We start from the raw sequence: 6,226 nt of genomic DNA, 5'->3' as shown, positions 1-6,226 counted from the left end.
TTATCCGGGCGTGGTTGTCGTTCTTGGCGGGGTTCATCTGTGTCTGTATCTTCTCGCCGGCGGCGCTGTGCGTGGTGAGGTCGTGCTTGAGCTTGCTGTCGGTGCGCGCGGTGAACGACGTGGCCGGCGTCTGCGACTCGTATTCGTGGGTGGTGATGACGTGGCTCGCGGCCGTGTATCCCGAGGCCGAGCGTGTCGGCGTGCTCAGGATTCCCACCACGCGTGGCGATCGCCTGTTCATCTCGCTGATCCTCGCCGCCGTCATTCATCTCGTGTGGATCGGCCTCGTCGGCACCGACCCGATCGCCTCGCTGCCGATCGGCGAGGAGGGGATCGAGATTTCGAGCCTGTGGCTCGCAAGTGGAATTTCGCTGGTCACGGCCGTGCTCATTTTTCGCACGGTCTGAAGCTCGCGAAGGGACGGCCAGATTCGGGGGCAATCCGGATCTGTATAAAAGTTTGTCGCTGCAACGGAGGAACAACATGCGACAGTTTAGGAGAAGGAAAGGTCCATTGACCAAGATCAGCTTTCTGACCGTATCGAGCGCCGCGGCCATTCTCGCCACCGCGTTCGCTGCCTCGGCGCCGGTTCGCGCCGCTGACGACGCCACGATCCAGAAGTGGATCGCGGAATTCCAGCCCTCGACCCTGTCGAAGGAAGACCAGAAGAAGGAACTGGAGTGGTTCGCCAAGGCGGCCGAGCCGTTCAAGGGCATGGAGATCAACGTCGTCTCCGAAACCATCACCACCCACGAATACGAGTCGCAGACGCTGGCCAAGGCGTTCACCGAGCTCACCGGCATCAAGCTCAAGCACGACATCATCCAGGAAGGCGACGTCGTCGAGAAGCTGCAGACCCAGATGCAGTCCGGCAAGAACGTGTACGACGGCTGGATCAACGATTCCGACCTGATCGGCACCCACTTCCGCTACGGCCAGACCATCGTGCTGTCCGACTACATGACCGGCGAGGGCAAGGACGTCACCGACCCCATGCTCGACGTCAACGACTTCATCGGCAAGTCGTTCACGACCGCGCCGGACGGCAAGCTCTACCAGCTGCCCGACCAGCAGTTCGCGAACCTCTACTGGTTCCGCTACGACTGGTTCACCAACCCGGACTACAAGGCCAAGTTCAAGGCCAAGTATGGCTATGAGCTCGGCGTCCCCGTGAACTGGTCGGCGTATGAAGACATCGCCGAGTTCTTCACCAACGACATCAAGGAGATCAACGGCGTCAAGGTCTACGGCCATATGGACTATGGCAAGAAGGACCCCTCGCTCGGATGGCGTTTCACCGACGCCTGGCTCTCGATGGCCGGCAACGGTGACAAGGGCATCCCGAACGGCCTGCCGGTCGACGAGTGGGGCATCCGCATGGAAGGCTGCCGCCCGGTCGGTTCGTCGATCGAGCGTGGTGGCGACACCAACGGTCCCGCCGCCGTCTACTCGATCACCAAGTACCTCGAGTGGCTGAAGAAGTACGCTCCGCCGCAGGCGCAGGGCATGACCTTCTCTGAAGCTGGGCCCGTGCCGGCTCAGGGCAACATCGCCCAGCAGATGTTCTGGTACACCGCCTTCACCGCCGACATGGTGAAGCCGGGCATCGCCGTGATGAACGCGGACGGTACGCCGAAGTGGCGTATGGCGCCCTCGCCGCACGGTGCCTACTGGAAGGAAGGCATGAAGCTCGGCTATCAGGACGCCGGCTCCGTGACCCTGTTGAAGTCGACCCCGGCGGATCGCCGCAAGGCAGCCTGGCTCTATCTCCAGTTCATCATCTCCAAGACGGTGTCGCTGAAGAAGAGCCATGTCGGTCTCACCTTCATCCGTGAATCCGACATCTGGGACAAGTCGTTCACCGAGCGCGCGCCGAAGCTCGGCGGCCTGATCGAGTTCTACCGCTCGCCCGCGCGCGTGCAGTGGACCCCGACCGGCAACAACGTGCCCGACTATCCGAAGCTTGCCCAGCTGTGGTGGCAGAACATCGGCGATGCGTCGTCGGGTTCGAAGACGCCGCAGCAGGCGATGGACGCGCTGGCCGCCGCCCAGGACTCCGTGATGGAGCGCCTGGAGAAGTCCGGCGTGCAGGGCGCCTGCGGTCCGAAGCTGCACAAGAAGGAGTCGGCCGAGTACTGGTTCGCCAAGGCCCAGAAGGACGGCACGATTGCTCCGCAGCGCAAACTCGCCAACGAGAAGCCGAAGGGCGAAACGATCGACTACGACACGCTGATCAAGTCGTGGCCGGCCACCCCGCCCAAGCGCGCTTCGCTGCAGTAAGCAAAGCCTCATGACGACGAAAGGCCGGGAGCAATCCCGGCCTTTCTCTTTTGTACTGTGCGCCCCGCTGTCTCCGCAGCCGTCATTGCGAGCACGGCGAAGCAATCCAGGATCTTTCCGCGGAGGGACTCTGGCGATCCAGTACCCCCCGCTTGACTCCCCGTCACATCGAATTCATGATCAGCATAATGCGATTGAAGTAATTGTATTCCGATTACTTGCGCAGGCGCCATTTGGGCCAGCGTCGGCCCGTCCCGGAGGCTGGTCGATGGCATTGATCGAGGCGTTCAGGCAGTTGCTGGGCGACACGGCCGTGCTGACGCGCGAGGAGGATCTCGCCGGTCTCACCGAGGATTGGCGCGGCCGGTATCGCGCGCCGTCGCTCTGTGCCGTGCTGCCCTCGACCACCGAGCAGGTCGCGGCGATCGTCCGTCTTTGTGTCGCGCACGAAACGCCCGTGCTGCCGCAGGGCGGCAACACCAGCCTGTGCGGCGGCGCGACGCCGTCGGGGCAGGGCAAGCCGCCTGTCATCGTCGCGCTGACGCGCATGCGCCGGATCCGCTCGCTCGATCCCGTCAACAACACCATGGTGGTTGATGCCGGTTGCGTGCTGGCCACAATCCAGGAGACCGCGGCGGCCGCCGGCCGGCTCTATCCGGTCAGCCTCGGCGCCGAAGGCTCGTGCCAGATCGGCGGAAATATCGGCACCAATGCCGGCGGCACCGGCGTGCTGCGCTATGGCAACACGCGCGACAACGTGCTCGGGCTTGAGGTGGTGCTGCCGGACGGCTCGATCTGGGACGGCCTTTACGCGCTGCGCAAGAACAACACCGGCTACGACCTCAAGCATCTCTTCATCGGCTCCGAGGGCACGCTCGGCATTATCACCGGCGCGGTGCTGAAGCTGCATCCGCTGCCGACGGCGGAAGCCGTCGCTTGGCTCGCGGTCGACAGTCCGCAGCGGGCGCTTGAGGTGCTCGGCCTGTTCCAGGCCGCTTGCAACTCCCGTCTCTCTGCCTTCGAGCTGATGAACGCCAAGCAGATCGAGCTCGTGCTCGAGCAGGTGCCGGGCCGGCGCTGTCCGGTCGCAGAGATCGACGCCTGGCATGTCCTCGTCGAACTGTCCGACACCGGCGATGCAGCCGCGCTCGCGGCGACGATGCAGACGGTGCTCGAGCGGGCGCTCGAGGCCGGGCTTGTCAGCGACGGCGTCATCGCCACCAGCGAGGCGCAGCGCAAGGCGATGTGGCTGGTGCGTCACAGTGTGTCGGAAGCCAACAAGAAGGCCGGCGTCGGCCTGACGTCGGACACGGCCGTCCCAGTCTCCAGCGTGCCTGCTTTCATCGACCAAGCCACGGCGGCCGTGCGCGCGATCGTGCCGGATCTGGCGTTCATCATCGTCGGCCACATGGGCGACGGCAACATCCATTTCATCCCCTTCTTCAGCTTCGCCGAATGGGACGCGCTGCCGGACCGCGACGGGACTGCGCAGAAAATCCGTCGTGCCATGAATGACGTCGCCATCTCCTTGCGCGGCACCTTCAGCGCCGAGCACGGCGTCGGGCGCACGCTGACCGGCGAGATGAGCCGCTACAAGCCGCCGGTCGAGCTCGCGCTCATGCGGGCCGTGAAACAGGCATTCGACCCGTCGGGTCTGTTCAATCCCGGCCGCGTTCTGCCGCCGCCATCGGCGACCGAGGCGGCTCCAACTTCGCCGACCAGTGCAACATCGCAAAGAGGGGGCTGACATGACCAACGCATCGAAGCTCATTACTTCCCGCCGTCGTCTGCTGCTTGGCGCAGGAGCCGGCGCGGTCGCGCTTGCTGCGCCCTCCGTCTGGTCGCCGTCCCGCGCTGCGGGAAAACGTATCGTCGTGCGCGACGATGGCGGCATCTACACCAAGGCCTATGGTGCGGTGTTCTACCGTCCGTTCACCGAAGCGACCGGCATCGAGGTCGTCGGCGTGCAGGCCAATGCCGAGCCGGTCGCGCAGATCAAGACCATGGTCGACACCAAGAACTATACCTGGGACATGGCCAAGATCTCCTGGCCGGCGATCGAGATCCTGACCAGCGGCGCCAAGCCATATCTGGAGAAGCACGGTCTCGAATCCGAGCCGGTCGTCAAGTCGATCCCGGCCGAATATGCTTCGCCCTACGGTGTCGCCACCAATGTCTACACCACCGTGCTGGCCTACCGTACGGACGCCTTCAAGGGCCGCAAGGCACCGCAGTCCTGGGCTGATTTCTGGAACGTGGCGGAGTTTCCGGGACGCCGCGCCGTGCGCAAGCATCCGTTCGACACGATCGAGCAGGCACTGATGGGCGCGGGCGTGCCGACCGCGCAGGTCTACCCCTGCGATCTCGACAAGGCCTTTGCCTCGCTCGACAAGATCAAGTCACAGGTCGCCGTGTGGTGGACCAGCGGCGCGCAGGTCGAGCAGATGCTGACCTCGGGCGAGATCGATCTGCTGCCAACCTGGGTGTCGCGTCCCCAGGCGGCTCAAGCAGCCGGCGCGCCGGTCGAGATCGTCTGGAATCAGGGCATCTGGGGCGGCGACAATTGGTCGATCCTCGCAGGCACCCCGAATGCCGATGCCTGCCGCGAGTTCATCAAGTTCGCCTCCGATCCGAAGCGGCAGGCGGCGCTGGTCGAATATTTCCCGGCCGGCCTCACGCAGCCGGAGGCCTTCAACTACGTCAAGCCCGAGATCGCGAAGAACTGCCCGACCTACCCTGATAACATCAAGGCTGGGCTGAAGATCAACGCCAAATACTGGCTCGACAATCAGGCCGCCGTCATCGAGCGCTTCAACAGCTGGATCCTGGCTTGAGGATCGGAGCGGCCCATGGTCTCGTCGAGCCTGTGTATTCGTGAGCTCAGCAAGCGCTACGGCGATTTCGTCGCCCTGGCACCGACCAGCCTCGACGTCGCAAAGGGGGAATTCCTCACGCTGCTCGGGCCTTCGGGCTCGGGCAAGACCACGCTGCTCAGCCTGATCGCGGGTCTTGCCGACCCCGACGAGGGACAGATCCTGATCGACGACGCCGACGTCACGCATAGTCCCGCCTATGCGCGCGACATCGGTGTCGTGTTCCAGAACTATGCGCTGTTTCCGCACATGACGATCGAGGACAATATCGCCTTTCCGCTGAAGATGCGGAGAGTGTCCGATGCGGAGGCGCGCCGGCGCACCGCCGAGGCGCTGGAGACGGTGCGCCTGCCGCATGTCGCAAAGCGCTATCCGCGCGAATTGTCCGGCGGTCAGCAGCAGCGCATCGCACTGGCGCGCTGCATCGTCTATCGCCCCGCCATCATCCTGATGGACGAGCCGCTCGGGGCGCTCGACAAGAAGTTGCGCGACCAGATGCAGCTCGAGATCAAGCGCATTCATCGCGAGCTCGGCACCACGATCGTTTACGTCACCCACGACCAGGAAGAGGCGATGACCATGTCGGATCGCATCTGCTTGATGAATGCAGGCGCGATCGAGCAGCTCGGCACGCCGCAGGACCTCTATTTCCGGCCACGCTCGGTGTTCGTCGCCGACTTCCTCGGCGAGTCCAATCTTCTCAGCGCCACCGTGCGTGGCGTTGACGGCGAGCAGCTCGACATCGTCCTCGCCGAGCAGCTTGCGGCCTCGCGCGCGGTCGGCAACGGCTCCCGTTTCGCCGCCGGCGAACCCATCAAGGTCATGGTGCGCCCACAGAACCTCGTGGTCGGCGAGGGCGGCCAGCTGTCCGGCCGGCTCACCGACGTGATGATCAGCGGCAGCCTGACGCGGCTGTATATCGCTCCGGAAACTGCAGGCCTGCCGCAGCTCGTTGCTGCACATCCGACCCGGAGCGGCAGCGCGCCTTACGAGATCGGCCAGCGCCTGTCGCTCGGATGGCATGCGGCGGATGCCGTCGCCATCCACGAGGGGAAGGGGAGCTGAGCTTGGCC

At 64.5% G+C, this 6,226-nt stretch carries 4 protein-coding genes and 1 pseudogene; all 5 read left to right on the top strand.

Annotation, left to right across the window (positions count from 1 at the left end; genetic code table 11):
* Positions 1–152 precede the first annotated feature (152 nt).
* Positions 153–407 (top strand): annotated as a pseudogene (locus G8O24_RS28235) (DUF2160 domain-containing protein); the annotation flags it as partial.
* Between the two features lie 76 nt (positions 408–483).
* A complete protein-coding gene (locus tag G8O24_RS28230; protein WP_188105063.1) occupies positions 484–2,280 on the top strand; it encodes an ABC transporter substrate-binding protein in 1,797 nt (598 codons plus the stop codon).
* A gap of 268 nt (positions 2,281–2,548) precedes the next feature.
* A complete protein-coding gene (locus tag G8O24_RS28225) occupies positions 2,549–4,027 on the top strand; it encodes an FAD-binding oxidoreductase (protein ID WP_188105062.1) in 1,479 nt (492 codons plus the stop codon).
* A 1-nt stretch (position 4,028) separates the two neighbouring features.
* Positions 4,029–5,114 carry an ABC transporter substrate-binding protein gene (locus G8O24_RS28220; protein WP_188105059.1) on the top strand — a complete coding sequence of 362 codons (1,086 nt, stop codon included), beginning with the start codon at positions 4,029–4,031 and terminating at the stop codon, positions 5,112–5,114.
* A 15-nt stretch (positions 5,115–5,129) separates the two neighbouring features.
* The gene (locus G8O24_RS28215; protein ID WP_188105057.1) at positions 5,130–6,218 is read left to right on the top strand and encodes an ABC transporter ATP-binding protein; all 1,089 of its coding nucleotides are present in this window, start codon (positions 5,130–5,132) and stop codon (positions 6,216–6,218) included.
* Positions 6,219–6,226: the final 8 nt, after the last annotated feature.

Origin of the sequence: Bradyrhizobium campsiandrae (genome assembly GCF_014529705.1) — a bacterium.
Lineage (GTDB): Bacteria > Pseudomonadota > Alphaproteobacteria > Rhizobiales > Xanthobacteraceae > Bradyrhizobium > Bradyrhizobium campsiandrae.
Note: the sequence above shows the minus strand (reverse complement) of the source record. Positions and strands in the feature narration are given on the sequence as shown.

Coding starts and splice junctions, on each gene's coding strand:
- G8O24_RS28225 (WP_188105062.1), top strand. CDS start 2,549: ATGGCATTGATCGAGGCGTTCAGGCAGTTGCTGGGCGACACGGCCGTG.
- G8O24_RS28215 (WP_188105057.1), top strand. CDS start 5,130: ATGGTCTCGTCGAGCCTGTGTATTCGTGAGCTCAGCAAGCGCTACGGC.
- G8O24_RS28230 (WP_188105063.1), top strand. CDS start 484: ATGCGACAGTTTAGGAGAAGGAAAGGTCCATTGACCAAGATCAGCTTT.
- G8O24_RS28220 (WP_188105059.1), top strand. CDS start 4,029: ATGACCAACGCATCGAAGCTCATTACTTCCCGCCGTCGTCTGCTGCTT.